Origin of the sequence: Mesorhizobium sp. B2-5-3 (assembly GCF_006441005.1) — a bacterium.
Classification (GTDB): Bacteria; Pseudomonadota; Alphaproteobacteria; order Rhizobiales; family Rhizobiaceae; genus Mesorhizobium.
On the sequence record NZ_VFUS01000003.1, the window covers coordinates 504,838 to 519,194 of the forward strand.

Sequence of the window (14,357 nt, forward strand, 5' to 3'; positions counted from 1 at the left end):
CGGCCTCCACCGGACGCGGGGCAACGCAGACAGCGCCGGCTCGTCCGGCCCATATGGAGATGAGAAGAACATGGCTCGTATAGCCGGCGTCAACATTCCGACCAACAAGCGCGTTGTCATCGCGCTTCAGTACATTCACGGCATCGGCAAGAAGTTCGCCCAGGAAATCGTCGACAAGGTCGGCATCCCGGCCGAGCGCCGCGTCAACCAGCTGACCGACGCGGAAGTGCTGCAGATCCGCGAGACGATCGACCGCGACTATCAGGTCGAGGGCGACCTGCGCCGCGAAGTCTCGATGAACATCAAGCGGCTCATGGACCTCGGCTGCTACCGCGGCCTGCGTCACCGTCGCTCGCTGCCGGTTCGCGGCCAGCGCACGCACACCAATGCACGCACCCGCAAGGGCCCGGCCAAGTCGATCGCCGGCAAGAAGAAGTAATTTAGGGCAGTAAGGGAGTAGGGAGTAAGGCAGTAGGGAATGCCCGGCAATCGGGTCGCTCTTTCCCTACTCCCTTACTGCCCTATTCCCCACTCCCTTACCAAGGTGGAGCCGCTGGCATTACGGCGGTGTAGAGATCAACTGAAAGGAATACCATGGCCAAGGAAGCCGCTCGTGTTCGCCGTCGCGAACGCAAGAACATCTCGTCGGGCGTTGCCCACGTCAATTCGACCTTCAACAACACCATGATCACCATTACCGACGCGCAGGGCAATTCGATCGCCTGGTCGTCGGCCGGTGCCCAGGGCTTCAAGGGTTCGCGCAAGTCGACCCCCTTCGCCGCCCAGATGGCTGCCGAGGATGTTGCCAAGAAGGCCCAGGAACACGGCATGCGCATGCTCGAGGTCGAGGTCTGCGGACCCGGCTCCGGCCGTGAATCGGCGCTGCGCGCCCTGCAGGCGGCTGGCTTCACCATCACCTCGATCCGTGATGTGACCCCGATCCCGCACAATGGCTGCCGTCCGCGCAAGAAGCGTCGCGTCTAAGGAATTACCGAACGCCGCGTGAACGCCAGAAGCGTTCCTCCGCGGTTTTCCAGGTCGCCCGCCACGATTGGATGGTGGCGGGTCAACGGAAGGAAAGCATCATGATCCAGAAAAATTGGCAGGAACTGATCAAGCCGAACAAGATCGAGTTCTCGTCGAAGAAGAAGACGCTGACCACGCTGGTGGCCGAGCCGCTCGAACGCGGCTTCGGCCTCACGCTCGGCAACGCGTTGCGTCGCGTGCTTCTGTCCTCGCTGCGCGGCGCGGCAGTCACCGCCGTACAGATCGACGGCGTCCTGCATGAATTCTCGTCCATCGCCGGCGTGCGCGAGGACGTGACCGACATCGTCCTCAACATCAAGGAAATCGCCATCCGCATGGAAGGCGACGGCCCCAAGCGCATGGTTGTGCGCAAGCAGGGCCCGGGTGCGGTTCTCGCCGGCGACATCCAGACGGTGGGCGACGTCGAGATCCTCAATCCGGATCACGTCATCTGCACGCTGGACGAGGGCGCTGAAATCCGTATGGAATTCACTGTCGATACCGGCAAGGGTTACGTGCCGGCCGACCGCAACCGCGCCGAGGATGCGCCGATCGGCCTGATCCCGGTCGACAGCCTCTATTCGCCGGTCAAGAAGGTCTCCTACAAGGTCGAGAACACCCGTGAGGGCCAGGTTCTCGACTACGACAAGCTGACCATGACCATCGAGACCGACGGTTCGATCTCGGGCGAGGACGCGGTGGCTTTCGCCGCCCGCATCCTGCAGGACCAGCTTGGCCTGTTCGTCAATTTCGACGAGCCGCAGAAGGAAGTCGCCACCGAAGCCGTCACCGAGCTTGCCTTCAACCCGGCGCTGCTCAAGAAGGTCGACGAACTCGAGCTTTCGGTGCGTTCGGCCAACTGCCTGAAGAACGACAACATCGTCTACATCGGCGATCTCATCCAGAAGACCGAAGCCGAGATGCTGCGTACCCCGAACTTCGGCCGCAAGTCGCTGAACGAGATCAAGGAAGTCCTGGCGGCGATGGGCCTGCACCTCGGTATGGAAGTGCCGGACTGGCCGCCGGAAAACATCGAAGACCTCGCCAAGCGTTACGAAGATCAATATTGAGGCTCCGAGGAGCTTCTCGAACCCGGAATGAAGGAGAAGAGCCATGCGCCATGGATTTAAAGGCCGCCGGTTCGCCCGCAGCATAAGCCATCGCAAGTCGATGTTTGCCAACCTTGCCGTGTCGCTGCTCGAACACGAGCAGATCGTCACCACCTTGCCCAAGGCGAAGGACCTGCGTCCGATCGTCGAGAAGCTGGTGACGCTCGGCAAGCGCGGCGACCTGCACGCCCGCCGCCAGGTGATCGCGCAGATCGGCAATGAAGGCGTCGTCAAGCGCCTGTTCGACACCATCGCGCCGCGCTACGCCACCCGCAACGGCGGCTATCTGCGCATCATGAAGGCGGGCTTCCGCCACGGTGACAATGCCGCGATGGCGGTCATCGAATTCGTAGACCGCGACACGGAGGCCAAGGGCGCCGGCGACCGCGCCCGCCTCGAAGCCGAAGGCACCGATGCGGAAGCCGCAGCCGCTTAAGGCTTCGCTTTTCAAATGATTTAAAGGGGCCTGCGGGCCCCTTTTTCATATTCTGGCCGCCTCGGCTGCTCCTGCGTCAAAATAATTCGATTTAATCGCCTTAGCCTTTCATTTTGCACATTCGTCGGGACAATGCGCCCCAACTCGCACGGAGGATTCGCAATGCGCGCTAAAAGACTGTCCCTGGTTCTGCTCTGCGCCTTTATGGCGTTCGCAACCACGCCGACAGTCCGGCAGGCATTGGCCGAGGATGCCCCCAAAGCCGATCCGGGCCTCTCCGACGTACTGACCGACCTGCTGCACGGCGTCGAGGGCGAAAACGCCACCTCGGGCCCCGACAAGCGCGTGCCGTTCGGCCGTGAGGAAGTGCAGTTGTCGTTCGCGCCATTGGTCAAGCAGACGGCGCCGGCCGTGGTCAATGTCTATGCCTCGCAAACGGCCAAGGTCGTTTCGCCCTTCGAAGGCGATCCGTTCTTCGAAGAATTCTTCGGTCGCGCGCAGCCGCGCGCGCAGTCCTCGCTGGGCTCGGGCGTGCTTGTCGATCCGAGTGGCGTCATCGTCACCAATTTCCACGTCATCAAGAATGCCGACGAGGTGAAGGTCGCGACCGCCGACGGGCGCGAATTCACCAGCAAGGTGATGCTCAAGGACGAGACGCTCGATCTTGCCGTGCTCAAGATCGAATCCGACAAGCCATTCCCGGTCATCGCCATCGGCGATTCCGATGCGCTCGAAGTCGGTGACCTGGTGCTGGCCATCGGCAATCCTTTCGGCGTCGGGCAGACCACCACCAGCGGCATCGTTTCCGCACTTGCCCGCAGCCATATAGGCGTTTCGGATTCGGGTTATTTCATCCAGACGGACGCTGCCATCAATCCCGGCAATTCCGGCGGCGCGCTGATCAACATGGGCGGCCAGCTGGTCGGCATCAACACCGCCATCTTCAGCCGCAGCGGCGGCTCGATCGGCATCGGCTTTGCCATTCCTGCCAATATGGTGCGCGCTTTCGCCGATGCCGCCAAGGCCGGTCTCGATTTCTTCGAGCGGCCTTACATCGGGGCCGAGTTCGAAGCGGTGACGCCGCAGATCGCTGAATCGCTCGGCATGGAAAAGCCTGCCGGCGCGCTGGTCTCGTCCGTTGACGCGTCCGGACCGGCCGGCAAGGCCGGATTGAAGCCTGGCGATGTCGTCCTGCAGATCAACGGCAAGCCGGTCGAGAGCATCGAGGCACTGGACTATCGCATGGCGACGCTGTCGATCGGTACAAAGGCCAATTTCGCGGTGCTGACCAAAGGCCAGCAGGCGGCGATGGACATCGCCCTGGAACGCGCGCCCGAGGGTGCAAAACCCTCGGAGGTGACGCTGCATGGCCGCAGCCCCTTCTCGGGCGCCAAGGTTGCGGAATTATCGCCGCGGCTGGCTCAGAAGCTCGGCCTGCGCACCGACATCAAGGGCGTCACCGTGGTCGACATCAATCGCGATTCGCCGGCCGCCGATTTCGGCTTCCAGCCGGGCGACATCGTGCGCGAGGTCAACGGCACGACAATCGATACGGCGGCGACGCTGGCGCAGGCTTCCCAGCAGGATACGCGCTGGTGGCGCTTTACCGTCGAGCGCGGCGGGCAGATACTGCGCCAGGTGTTGCGTTACTGAGCTCGATCGCTGAAGAGATCGCGCTCCAAACCCAAAAAGAAGTGCATGGCCGATCTGTTCAGTGTCGATGAACCGGAAAAGGCGCCGCCAGGCCGGCCGCTGGCAGACAGGCTGCGCCCGAAAAACCTTGGCGAGGTCGTCGGCCAGGAGCATCTGACCGGCCCCGATGGTGCGCTGACCCGGCTGATTAATTCCGGTTCGCTCGGCTCCATGATTTTCTGGGGGCCGCCCGGCACCGGCAAGACCACGGTGGCGCGCCTGCTTGCCGGTGAAACCAGCCTTGCCTTCGAGCAGATTTCGGCGGTTTTCTCCGGCGTAGCCGACCTGAAGAAAGTGTTCGAGGCGGCCAAGCTGCGCCGCGCCAATGGCCGCCAGACCCTGCTGTTCGTCGACGAGATCCACCGCTTCAACCGCGCCCAGCAGGACGGCTTCCTTCCAGTCATGGAAGACGGCACCGTCGTGCTCGTCGGCGCTACCACCGAAAATCCGTCTTTCGAGCTCAATGCAGCTCTGCTGTCGCGTGCGCGCGTGCTGGTTTTCCATTCGCTTGGCGAGGAAAGCATCGCAAAGCTTCTGTCCAGGGCCGAAGAGACGGAGGGCAGGGCGCTGCCGCTCGATGATGAGGCGCGAGCGATGCTCATCCGCATGAGCGACGGCGATGGCCGGGCCTCGCTAACGCTGGCGGAAGAAGTGTGGCGCGCCGCCAAACCAGGCGAAGTGTTCGGCCCCGAAGGCTTGCAGCGCATCATCCAGCGTCGGGCGCCGATCTACGACAAGGGCCAGGACGGTCACTACAATTTGATCTCGGCGCTGCACAAATCCGTGCGCGGCTCCGATCCCGATGCCGCGCTCTACTACCTCGCGCGCATGTTCGACGCCGGCGAGGATCCGCTCTATCTCGGCCGCCGGCTGGTGCGCATGGCGATGGAGGACATCGGGCTGGCCGATCCGCAGGCGCTGGTCGTCGCCAATGCGGCCAAGGACGCCTACGATTATCTGGGGTCGCCCGAGGGCGAACTCGCCTTCGCCGAGGCCACCGTCTATCTCGCCACGGCGCCCAAATCCAACGCGGTCTACACCGCCTTCAAAGCCGCCACGCGCGCTGCCAAGGAGCACGGTTCGCTGCTGCCGCCCAAGCACATCCTCAACGCGCCGACAAAGTTGATGAAAGACGAAGATTACGGGGCTGGCTACCGCTATGATCATGACGAACCGGACGCGTTTTCCGGCCAGGACTATTTTCCGGAAAAGATGGGTCGCCAGACCTTCTACGACCCACCCGAACGCGGTTTCGAGCGCGATATCAGGAAACGGCTCGACTACTGGGCGAAGCTGCGCAAAGAGCGGGAATAGCAGGCTTGCGGCGGCCGGTGGCGGTTGCGGTCCGAAACGAGGCTTCGCCTTGGGGCATTTCCACGTCGGTTCTTCTGCACGCGCTGCTCACGGCCACGATTATATCGATGCCAATGCCGCAGCTTCCGAGCCGGCCGGAGGAAGAACGGGTTATCCTGACCCCGCGACAGTTCGAGGTCTCGACAAGGCAGTCAGCCGGCGACGATGCCCTGGCCGTTGTGCGGCAACCCAAAAGACCTTATCAAGGCGCACGGCCGGGCGGTGGTCGTTGTCGTGATTTTGGCACTATTCATTCGCAACAGGATCGCGCTCGGCGCGTGGAAAAATGACAAAAACCCTTCGCAAGACCCTTCGCAAATTCGCCATTGCCATCCCGCTCCTTGCCCTTGGCTTCTATTTCATTCCGATCCTAACGACGATTTTCGTCGTTTGTGGCCTGATCGACGTGCTGCGCAACGACCGCAAGAATCTGTCCTTGTTCAGCGGCTATTTCCTGGGCAATGGCCTCTTCACCTGGCTGCTTTCGCCATTCAACCTGCTGGTCGACCTCCTGTGCTACAGAAATCCGGGCGTGTGGAAGTTGGAGCAGTTCCCGCAGGATTATCAGCGCGAAGTCAACGAGGTCTTGGATGTCTTCAAGGCGCGCAAGGCCGAAATCATCGCCGACATCGACGCCAATTTCGGCGCCGGCCGGCGCGGCATGTATGTCTACCAATGGTATGGCAAGCACAGAATAGACAACGTCGCCGAGTTCAACAAGAATTTCAAATACATCAAGACGATTGCCGTCTCCGTCTTCAGCAAGCGCGAATCGACCTCCTGGCACTTCGGACCGCTGCGGCTCAGCCTCCGCATCCTCTACAACCTCATTCCGGTGAAGTCAGAGATCTTCGTCGAGTGCGGCAACGTCAAGAACTACTGGTACGACAATCCGCTGTTCATTTTCGACGACACGCTGCTGCATCGCTCGGTCAACGAGTATGACGGTCGTCGCTACTGCGTATTCATGGACATTATCAGGCCGTCCCCGGTCCCCAGGCTTATCGCCGGCCTTCTCGCCATCGTCTCGGTGAGCGTCGAGAGGATCAATTCGATGTTCTACAAGAACTGGAAGATGATCGGCTCGACCAAGCCGAAAAAAGCAGAAACGACCTGAGCTGGCAAGTTTTCGAACGTAGCCGGCGCGCCGGATAGGTATGAATAGTCGGGGACAGTATACGGCGATGTTCAATCTGCTTCTCGTGGCCGCCGGCGGCGGCATTGGCGCCGGCGTTCGCCATCTGACCAATATGGGCTCGCTGCGCCTTGTCGGCCCCAACTATCCCTGGGGCACGATGGCGATCAACATCGTCGGTTCGTTCGCGATGGGCCTGTTCATCGCCGCCCTGGCGCGCCGCGGCGGGTCTAACGAAGTCAGGCTGTTTGTTGCCACCGGCATCTTAGGCGGCTTCACGACCTTTTCCGCCTTTTCGCTCGATTTCGCGACCTTGTGGGAGCGGGGAGCCACCTTGCCGGCGTTTGGATATGCGCTGGCCAGCGTGATTGGCGCCATCATTGCCCTGTTTTTGGGTCTTTGGCTCGCAAGAAGCCTGCCTTAATGCTATTGCCGCGCCGAGAGCAGGCCTGGGCCTGCCAGGAAACGGGTAAGCGAAAACAATATGGCAGGCGTTGAACAGATCACGGTGGAGGCCGGCGAGGCGGGCATGCGGCTCGACCGCTGGTTCAAGACCCATTTCCCGGGCCTTGGCTTTGGTCATCTGCAGAAGCTGCTTCGGTCCGGGCAGATCCGCGTCGACGGCGGCCGCGTCAAGGCCGACACCCGTGTCGAGCCTGGCCAGACGGTGCGCATTCCACCGCTGGAAGTGGACAAGAAGGGCGACAGCCCGCTGACCGGCCATTCGATCCGCAACCAGGGCGATGCCGAAGTCCTGGCAAAGATGCTGATCCATGAGGATCCGAAGGTTTTCGTCTTCAACAAGCCGGCTGGCCTTGCGGTGCAGGGCGGCTCGGGCGTCACCCGTAACGTCGACGACATGTTGGAAGCCTGGCGCAACCAGAAGGGCGAGAAGCCGCGGCTGGTGCACCGGCTCGATCGCGACACGTCTGGCGTGCTGGTCGTCGCCCGCACCAGGCTGGCGGCGATGAAGCTCTCCGAGGCGTTTCGCGCCCGCGAGACCAAGAAGACCTACTGGGCTTTGGTCAAGGGCGTGCCGCCCAAGCGCGAGGATAAGATATCGACCTGGCTGATCAAGGAAGCCACGCCGGATGGCGATCGGGTGCGCATTGCCAAGCACGGCGAAAAGGGCGCCGACCATGCCGTATCCTACTATCGCATCATCGAGCAGGCGGCGCAGGCGCTGACCTGGCTGGAGATGGAGCCCTATACCGGCCGCACCCATCAGTTGCGCGTTCATGCCGCCCATATCGGTTGTCCCATCATCGGCGATCCCAAATATTTCGAGGCCGACACCAATTGGGATTTTCCGGGCGGGATGCAGAACCGCCTGCATCTGCACGCGCGCCGCATCGTCATCCCGCATCCGGACCAGGGTTTCATCGACGTCACCGCACCTATGCCGCCGCATATGCGCCAGAGCTGGAACCTGATCGGCTTCGACGACGCCAGTGCGGAGGATTGACCATGAGCGGCGCTGCCGATGCGCTCGACCGTCGCGATACGGTCGACATGGCGGCCGCCGCCATAATGGTCGGCCTGACGTTCTCCTGGGGCCTGAATTACGTCGCCGCCAAGATCTCCTATGCCGGCTATGATCCGGTTTTCCTGTCGATCGCGCGCTCGGTTATCGGCGGGCTCTGCGTCTTCCTCTGGTGCCGCTGGCGCGGCATTGCGCTTTTCAAGAGGGACGGGACATTGCTCGCGGGCATTGCAGTCGGCGTGCTCTTCGGCATCGAGTTCCTCTGCCTTTATGTCGGGCTGGAGCACACCACGGTCGCCCGCAACACGCTGCTGGTCAACACCATGCCGTTCTGGATGCTGCTGGGAGGGCATTTCCTGCTCGGCGAGCCGATCAGCCTGCGCAAATCCCTTGGCCTTCTGCTTGCCTTTGCCGGCCTCGCCGCGGTCTTTTCCGACAAGCTCGGCGGCGGCGGGGACATGCTGTTCGGCGATCTGCTGAGCCTTGGCTCCGGATTCGTCTGGGCCTTGACCAATATCCTGATCAAGCGCTCGAAGCTGGGTAACACGAGCGCCGAAAAGCTGCTGCTCTATCAACTCTCCGGCGCTGCGATCGTCGGCGTCCTGGTGTTGCCTCTGGCCGGCCCCTCCGTGCGCGATCCCACGCTGTTGCCGACTTTGGCCCTGCTTTTCCAGGCACTCTATATCGTCGCCTTCACCTATGTTTTGTGGTTCTGGCTGCTGCGGCGCTATCCCGCCTCCAGCCTGTCGAGTTTCACGTTCCTGTCGCCGGTCTTCGGCGTGCTGTGCGGCGCCCTGTTCTTGAACGAGCCGCTGACCATACGCATTTTTCTGGCACTTGGTCTCATTGCCGCCGGTCTGGTCATCGTCAACAGACCGCCGCGCCAGCAGACGGCCGAAGGAGGCTGACATGCGCGATATTCTCAGCGATCTCGAGGCGGGGAAACTGCTCTCCGACCCCGATCCGGTGCGCCGCGCCCAAATTCAGATGAAGAAGCCGCTGCCGAAGCGTTTTTACAAGGCCGTTTCGGTCGCGCCGGCCGATGATGGCTTTGCCGTCCATCTCGACGGCAAGCCGGTGCGCACGCCGGGCAAGGCGCTGCTGACGCTGCCGACCGAGAAGGCGGCATCGCTGGTCGCCGATGAATTCGCCGCCCAGGGCGAGACCATCGATCCGGTGTCGATGCCGGTGATGCGTCTCGTCAACACCGCGCTCGACGGCGTCGCCAGCGATCCGCAGGCGGTGCTGGAGGACATACTGCGCTTTGCCTCGTCGGATCTGCTCTGTTATCGCGCCGACGCACCACAAGGCTTGGTCGAGCGGCAGAACGAGCTGTGGGATCCTGTCCTCGACTGGGCGCAGGCAGCACTCGGCGCTCGCTTCAACCTTGCCGAGGGCATCATTCACGTCGATCAACCGCGCGAAACCATTGCTGTGCTGGGTGCGCATCTTGCCCAGCGCGCCGAGCCGCTGCGCCTGGCAGCGATCCACGTCATGACCTCGCTGACCGGTTCGGCGCTGCTGGCGTTGGCCGTGGAGTTCGGCGAACTCGGCGGTGAGGCGGCCTGGACTGCCGGCCATGTCGACGAGGATTGGCAGATCGAGCATTGGGGACAGGATGCGGAAGCTGTCGCGCGCCGCTCCGCCCGCAAGCGCGACATGATGGCTGCCGTCGGTCTGATCGAGGCGCTCGAAGGCTGACCGGCCACCGCACCGCACCTAATACCAAAGTCATAATCCCAAAGTCATCTGCCGTTGGCAGGCGCTTTCTGTCATTTTTCCCGTGATTGCTGCCGCGAGTCTGCGCTCGGAAGAGAATGCGAACGCAAGGGCGCTGCATCGAGCACAAGGGTCTCACGGGAGGAGCATCTCAATGGCTATCGCATCGACCGCCAGCGGAAAGAGCCGCGGCATGACGCGAGAGGAGAAGAAGGTCATCTTCGCTTCTTCGCTCGGCACCGTTTTCGAGTGGTACGATTTTTATCTCTACGGGTCGCTGGCGGCTTTTATTGGTTCGACCTTTTTCAGCCCGACCATTCCGGAAGCGACGCGCAATATTTTCGCGCTGCTGGCTTTCGCCGCCGGCTTCCTCGTCCGTCCGTTCGGCGCTTTGCTGTTCGGCCGCATCGGCGACCTTGTCGGCCGCAAATATACCTTCCTCGTCACCATGACGATCATGGGCCTGTCGACCTTCCTGGTGGGCTTGCTGCCTGGTTATGCGAGCCTCGGCATCGCGGCTCCGGTGATCCTGATCATCCTGCGCATGCTCCAGGGCTTGGCACTGGGCGGCGAATATGGCGGCGCGGCCACCTATGTCGCCGAGCATGCGCCGGACGACCGGCGCGGCTACTATACGTCGTGGATCCAGACGACCGCCACACTCGGCCTGTTCCTGTCGCTGATCGTCATCCTGATCGTCCAGGGCTCCATGAGCAAGGAAACCTATGCCGCCTGGGGCTGGCGCGTTCCTTTCATCGTGTCGTTCCTGTTGCTCGGCATTTCCATCTGGATCCGGCTGTCGCTTTCCGAATCCCCCACCTTCCAGCGCATGAAGGAAGAGGGCAAGGGTTCCAAGGCACCGCTCTCGGAAGCCTTCGGCCAGTGGAAGAACGCCAAGATCGCGCTGCTGGCACTGCTCGGCCTTACGGCTGGCCAGGCCGTGGTCTGGTATAACGGCCAGTTCTACGCCCTGTTCTTCCTCCAGAACGTGTTGAAGCTGGACGCACAGTCGGTCAACATCATGATCGCCATCGCGCTTGCGCTGGGCTCCATCTTCTTCGTCGTGTTCGGCTGGCTGTCCGACAAGATCGGCCGCAAACCGATCATCATGGCCGGGCTCGCACTGGCGATCGTCTGCACCTTCCCGCTGTTCAAGGCATTGACCTGGGCCGCCAATCCGGCCCTTGCCGAGGCACAGCAGAGCACCCGCGCGACGGTGACCGCGGCACCCGGCGACTGCAGGTTCCAGTTCAATCCGGTGGGCACCGCCAAGTTCACGACGTCTTGCGACATCGCGACCTCGTTCCTGACCAAGAACTCGGTGCCCTATGACGTCGTTTCCACGGCGGCACCCGGTACGGCTGCTTCGGTCAAGATCGGCAATGAAACGGTGGCATCCTACGATGCTGTCGCCGCGGGCGACCAGGCCAAGGCCAAGGAGGCCGCCTTCGTCAAGGCCGTCAACATGTCGCTGCAGGACGGCGGATATCCGCTGAAGCGTGCTGCGATCAAGATACCGGACCAGAAGCTCGACGCGTTTGTCGCTGCCAATCCCGAACTGAAGCTCGACGCCGCCGCCATCCGCGCCGGCGAGAAGGCGACGGTTCCTACCGATCAGGCGATCAAGGACAAGCTTTTGACCGCCGACGAGGCTGCCGGTGCGCCTGAGGTCACCGTCTACAACATACCCGGCGGCGGTGCCTTCGCCATGTTCGCCGACCCTGCGGCCGTGAACTGGCCTATGACGATCGCCATCCTGTTCGTCCTCGTCCTGTTCGTGACCATGGTCTACGGTCCGATCGCGGCCATCCTGGTCGAGATGTTCCCGACCCGCATCCGCTACACCGGCATGTCGCTGCCCTACCATATCGGCAATGGCTGGTTCGGCGGGTTGCTGCCGGCGACGGTGTTCGCGCTCAGTGCCTACAGGGGCGACATCTATTATGGCCTCTGGTATCCCGTGATAATCGCGGCGATGTCGCTCGTCATCGGCATGATCTTCGTCAAGGATACGCTGGGCACGAACCTGGAGACCAAGCAGTAACGGGTCGGATCCACATGCATGAGAAAACCCGGCGCGAGCGATCGCGCCGGGTTTTCATATCGAGGCTGAAGATGCGTTCAGCTCTTCGGCTGCTGGTTTTCTTCCTCGACAGCGGCCTCGTGATACCAGCCATCGAAATCGGCATGCGTGTTACGCAGCGAGGCAAGCTCTGCCGCGAACTTGGCCTTCGCGCCTAAATTTGAGGCAGATACGCGGCCTGCAAGCGGGAACATCAGGATCTTTGCCGACGGACGGGCGAGGGTGACTTCCATTGGCGGTCTCCTTTCTTCTCCGAGAGTCAGTTGATTCAGCTTTTCCTCAAAATAGGTTCTGCGATTCATTTAGGCAATATGCTTATGAAAAGATCAGTTATTGCCTATTATTTGCGCAATCTCTGCGTCTGATCGATCCCGGCGCATTGCTGGGGCGGTGCAGTGAATTCACGGGAATCTTACGACCATTTTGTCGCACCGGTCGATGCCAGAGTGGCATATGAATTGCTTTTTACCAGTCGGCAGGTCGGCTTGCTCCGGCCATGCGTCGACACCGCGTGCGGTGGTCAAGCACAACGAGAGGCTCTAGAATGACCAAATACAAGCTCGAGTATATCTGGCTCGACGGATACACCCCGGCCCCCAATCTTCGCGGCAAGACCCAGATCAAGGATTATGCCGAGTTCCCGAAGCTCGACCAGCTGCCGCTGTGGGGCTTCGACGGCTCGTCCACCATGCAGGCCGAGGGCCGAAGCTCCGATTGCGTGTTGAAGCCGGTCGCGCTTTATCCCGATCCGGCCCGCACCAACGGCGTTCTCGTCATGTGCGAAGTCATGATGCCCGATGGCGTCACGCCGCACGTGTCCAACAGCCGCGCGACCATTCTCGACGACGAGGATGCCTGGTTCGGTTTCGAGCAGGAGTACTTCTTCTACAAGGATGGCCGTCCGCTCGGTTTCCCCGAGAGCGGTTATCCCGCCCCGCAGGGCCCGTACTACACCGGCGTCGGCTATTCGAACGTCGGCAGCATCGCGCGCCAGATCGTCGAAGAGCATCTCGACCTCTGCCTTGCCGCGGGTATCAACCATGAAGGCATCAACGCCGAAGTGGCCAAAGGCCAGTGGGAATTCCAGATTTTCGGCAAGGGCTCCAAGAAGGCCGCCGATCAGATGTGGATGGCCCGCTACCTGCTCCAGCGCCTCACCGAAAAGTACGGCATAGATATCGAGTTCCACTGCAAGCCGCTCGGCGACACCGATTGGAACGGCTCGGGCATGCATTGCAACTTCTCGACCAAATATATGCGCGAAGTCGGCGGCAAGGGTTATTTCGAGGCCCTGATGGCGCAGTTCGAAAAGAACCTGATGGACCATATCGCCGTGTACGGCCCGGACAACGACAAGCGTCTGACCGGCAAGCACGAGACGGCGCCCTGGAACAAGTTCAGCTATGGTATCGCCGACCGCGGCGCCTCGATCCGCGTGCCGCATTCGTTCGTCAAGAATGACTACAAGGGTTATCTGGAAGACCGCCGCCCGAACTCGCAGGGCGACCCCTACCAGATCGCTTCCCAGGTCCTGAAGACGATCTCGCAGGTTTCGACCGGCGCATCGGTTTCGGCCGCTGCTTGATATTTCACGTCGGGCCTCAAGATCCCGACAACCATGACGCGAGCCCCGGCGGGAGTTGCCGGGGCTTTTTCGTGTGACGATGGCGGGCACTATCGCATGCCGCTGTTTCCGTTCTCCGCTCCTCGTCTTCCTGGCTCCTGGCCTGGCAAAGCAAATTCCCCCAAAAAAAGTCAGGTTAAAAAGGGCGGCTCAAACCCATCCCGACAAGGCGGCTTTGGGCTGACGAAAGCATACCTTGGCGCCGGGCCGCAGGCTTCGAAATCCTCGAAAAAGCCCGGAAATCCGGCCATTCCGGCAAGAATGCCTGTCGACCGATCCTTTCATAAGCCCCTGTTCATACACCAAAATCGACCGTCTCGACGCCCGGCAGGCGACATTGACAGGCTGCGGCGCAACATGCGTATTCGCAGGCATTGGGGGATACGCCAAGCGGTGCTGTTCGAACGGGGCGGGGTTTCTTGAACGACAGCATTGGCGGGGGCGCCGGACGAGCGGGCATTGCAGCCTGAGGCAGTGTGCCGCTCGCTCCTGGCTTATCCCTTTACTTGCAAAAAGCGCATGCCGGATCGCCTGGCCGCCCAGCTTGGCTGGCTCAAGCCGGTCTGTGCCTCAGCGCAATCGACACGTGTGACGTGACCAGCCGACGGAACCTCAGCAGCCGGTGCGCCTTTCCAGTCGCTGGATCGGGCAGCATCCGATCGAACGCGTCGGTGTCCGCGGATTTGGCTGAATGGAA

14 protein-coding genes are annotated in these 14,357 nt (G+C 61.8%); 13 read left to right on the plus strand and 1 reads right to left on the minus strand.

Annotation, left to right across the window (positions count from 1 at the left end; genetic code table 11):
• Nucleotides 1–70 precede the first annotated feature (70 nt).
• From rpsM to FJ867_RS10205, 12 genes are all read left to right on the plus strand, one after another.
• Nucleotides 71–439 carry a 30S ribosomal protein S13 gene (gene rpsM, locus FJ867_RS10145; RefSeq protein WP_006205445.1) on the plus strand — a complete coding sequence of 123 codons (369 nt, stop codon included), beginning with the start codon at nucleotides 71–73 and terminating at the stop codon, nucleotides 437–439.
• Between the two features lie 155 nt (nucleotides 440–594).
• Complete coding sequence (rpsK, locus tag FJ867_RS10150; RefSeq protein ID WP_006205444.1) at nucleotides 595–984, plus strand: 30S ribosomal protein S11; 390 nt, start codon at nucleotides 595–597, stop codon at nucleotides 982–984.
• A 101-nt stretch (nucleotides 985–1,085) separates the two neighbouring features.
• Complete coding sequence (locus FJ867_RS10155) at nucleotides 1,086–2,096, plus strand: DNA-directed RNA polymerase subunit alpha (protein ID WP_023682599.1); 1,011 nt, start codon at nucleotides 1,086–1,088, stop codon at nucleotides 2,094–2,096.
• 43 nt (nucleotides 2,097–2,139) lie between these two features.
• A complete protein-coding gene (rplQ, locus tag FJ867_RS10160) occupies nucleotides 2,140–2,571 on the plus strand; it encodes a 50S ribosomal protein L17 (protein WP_140501279.1) in 432 nt (143 codons plus the stop codon).
• Between the two features lie 162 nt (nucleotides 2,572–2,733).
• Nucleotides 2,734–4,224, plus strand: coding sequence for a DegQ family serine endoprotease (locus tag FJ867_RS10165; RefSeq protein ID WP_140525519.1), 1,491 nt, complete (start codon nucleotides 2,734–2,736; stop codon nucleotides 4,222–4,224).
• A 45-nt stretch (nucleotides 4,225–4,269) separates the two neighbouring features.
• Nucleotides 4,270–5,577, plus strand: a complete 1,308-nt coding sequence (locus FJ867_RS10170; RefSeq protein ID WP_140817283.1) for a replication-associated recombination protein A — start codon at nucleotides 4,270–4,272, stop codon at nucleotides 5,575–5,577.
• 325 nt (nucleotides 5,578–5,902) lie between these two features.
• Nucleotides 5,903–6,733 (plus strand): aspartyl/asparaginyl beta-hydroxylase domain-containing protein, encoded by an 831-nt coding sequence (locus tag FJ867_RS10180; RefSeq protein WP_140584208.1) that lies wholly within the window; start codon nucleotides 5,903–5,905, stop codon nucleotides 6,731–6,733.
• A gap of 67 nt (nucleotides 6,734–6,800) precedes the next feature.
• Nucleotides 6,801–7,175 (plus strand): fluoride efflux transporter CrcB, encoded by a 375-nt coding sequence (crcB, locus tag FJ867_RS10185; RefSeq protein WP_140561136.1) that lies wholly within the window; start codon nucleotides 6,801–6,803, stop codon nucleotides 7,173–7,175.
• 60 nt (nucleotides 7,176–7,235) lie between these two features.
• On the plus strand, nucleotides 7,236–8,216 hold the full coding sequence (locus FJ867_RS10190) for an RluA family pseudouridine synthase (protein ID WP_140515445.1): 981 nt from the start codon (nucleotides 7,236–7,238) through the stop codon (nucleotides 8,214–8,216).
• A 2-nt stretch (nucleotides 8,217–8,218) separates the two neighbouring features.
• Nucleotides 8,219–9,142, plus strand: coding sequence for a DMT family transporter (locus tag FJ867_RS10195; protein WP_140817287.1), 924 nt, complete (start codon nucleotides 8,219–8,221; stop codon nucleotides 9,140–9,142).
• Nucleotide 9,143: 1 nt separating this feature from the next.
• Nucleotides 9,144–9,935, plus strand: a complete 792-nt coding sequence (locus tag FJ867_RS10200) for an ATP12 family chaperone protein (protein ID WP_140817288.1) — start codon at nucleotides 9,144–9,146, stop codon at nucleotides 9,933–9,935.
• 172 nt (nucleotides 9,936–10,107) lie between these two features.
• On the plus strand, nucleotides 10,108–11,997 hold the full coding sequence (locus tag FJ867_RS10205) for an MFS transporter (RefSeq protein ID WP_140525514.1): 1,890 nt from the start codon (nucleotides 10,108–10,110) through the stop codon (nucleotides 11,995–11,997).
• Nucleotides 11,998–12,074: 77 nt separating this feature from the next.
• Here the strand turns inward: FJ867_RS10205 and FJ867_RS10210 are convergent, their stop codons facing one another.
• Nucleotides 12,075–12,269 carry a DUF2735 domain-containing protein gene (locus FJ867_RS10210; protein ID WP_140501298.1) on the minus strand — a complete coding sequence of 65 codons (195 nt, stop codon included), beginning with the start codon at nucleotides 12,267–12,269 and terminating at the stop codon, nucleotides 12,075–12,077.
• A gap of 311 nt (nucleotides 12,270–12,580) precedes the next feature.
• Here FJ867_RS10210 and FJ867_RS10215 point away from each other — a divergent pair, with 311 nt between their 5' ends.
• Nucleotides 12,581–13,621, plus strand: a complete 1,041-nt coding sequence (locus tag FJ867_RS10215; protein ID WP_140501300.1) for a glutamine synthetase beta-grasp domain-containing protein — start codon at nucleotides 12,581–12,583, stop codon at nucleotides 13,619–13,621.
• The last annotated feature ends 736 nt before the right edge of the window (nucleotides 13,622–14,357 follow it).

What these genes read in the sequence shown, in the direction of transcription:
- crcB (WP_140561136.1), top strand. Translation starts at nt 6,801, where the DNA reads ATGTTCAATCTGCTTCTCGTGGCCGCCGGCGGCGGCATTGGCGCCGGC.
- FJ867_RS10205 (WP_140525514.1), top strand. Translation starts at nt 10,108, where the DNA reads ATGGCTATCGCATCGACCGCCAGCGGAAAGAGCCGCGGCATGACGCGA.
- rpsK (WP_006205444.1), top strand. Translation starts at nt 595, where the DNA reads ATGGCCAAGGAAGCCGCTCGTGTTCGCCGTCGCGAACGCAAGAACATC.
- FJ867_RS10210 (WP_140501298.1), bottom strand. Translation starts at nt 12,269, where the DNA reads ATGGAAGTCACCCTCGCCCGTCCGTCGGCAAAGATCCTGATGTTCCCG.
- FJ867_RS10165 (WP_140525519.1), top strand. Translation starts at nt 2,734, where the DNA reads ATGCGCGCTAAAAGACTGTCCCTGGTTCTGCTCTGCGCCTTTATGGCG.
- rpsM (WP_006205445.1), top strand. Translation starts at nt 71, where the DNA reads ATGGCTCGTATAGCCGGCGTCAACATTCCGACCAACAAGCGCGTTGTC.
- FJ867_RS10200 (WP_140817288.1), top strand. Translation starts at nt 9,144, where the DNA reads ATGCGCGATATTCTCAGCGATCTCGAGGCGGGGAAACTGCTCTCCGAC.
- FJ867_RS10190 (WP_140515445.1), top strand. Translation starts at nt 7,236, where the DNA reads ATGGCAGGCGTTGAACAGATCACGGTGGAGGCCGGCGAGGCGGGCATG.
- FJ867_RS10155 (WP_023682599.1), top strand. Translation starts at nt 1,086, where the DNA reads ATGATCCAGAAAAATTGGCAGGAACTGATCAAGCCGAACAAGATCGAG.
- FJ867_RS10170 (WP_140817283.1), top strand. Translation starts at nt 4,270, where the DNA reads ATGGCCGATCTGTTCAGTGTCGATGAACCGGAAAAGGCGCCGCCAGGC.
- FJ867_RS10195 (WP_140817287.1), top strand. Translation starts at nt 8,219, where the DNA reads ATGAGCGGCGCTGCCGATGCGCTCGACCGTCGCGATACGGTCGACATG.
- FJ867_RS10180 (WP_140584208.1), top strand. Translation starts at nt 5,903, where the DNA reads ATGACAAAAACCCTTCGCAAGACCCTTCGCAAATTCGCCATTGCCATC.
- rplQ (WP_140501279.1), top strand. Translation starts at nt 2,140, where the DNA reads ATGCGCCATGGATTTAAAGGCCGCCGGTTCGCCCGCAGCATAAGCCAT.
- FJ867_RS10215 (WP_140501300.1), top strand. Translation starts at nt 12,581, where the DNA reads ATGACCAAATACAAGCTCGAGTATATCTGGCTCGACGGATACACCCCG.